This is a genomic window from Streptomyces sp. AC512_CC834, assembly GCF_019049325.1.
In the GTDB taxonomy this organism is placed as follows: domain Bacteria; phylum Actinomycetota; class Actinomycetes; order Streptomycetales; family Streptomycetaceae; genus Streptomyces.
The window spans coordinates 1-241 of the sequence record NZ_JAGMUO010000136.1; the positions used below are offsets into that span (position 1 = coordinate 1).

Annotated in this window: 1 protein-coding gene; it reads right to left on the reverse strand. The window is 69.3% G+C overall.

Features of this window, described 5'->3' with window-relative positions; genetic code table 11:
• On the reverse strand, positions 1-239 hold a 239-nt coding region (locus KUM40_RS40740), incomplete at its 3' end, for an MFS transporter (protein WP_217171452.1).
• Positions 240-241 lie beyond the last annotated feature (2 nt).

Sequence of the window (241 nt, forward strand, 5' to 3'; positions counted from 1 at the left end):
ACCTCGAAGTTCGGGGCGGCGCCGGCTATCGCGGAGGCCACCGCGAAGCCGCCGATGCCCACCAGGAAGGCCGGCTTGCGGCCGAACAGGTCGGCTATCCGGCCGCCCAGCAGCAGGAGGCTGCCGAAGGCGAGTGAGTAGGCGGTGACGATCCAGGTTCGGTTGCCGTCGGAGAAGCCGAGGTCGGCCTGGGCGGACGGGAGGGCGATGTTCACGATGGTCGCGTCCAGTACGACCATCA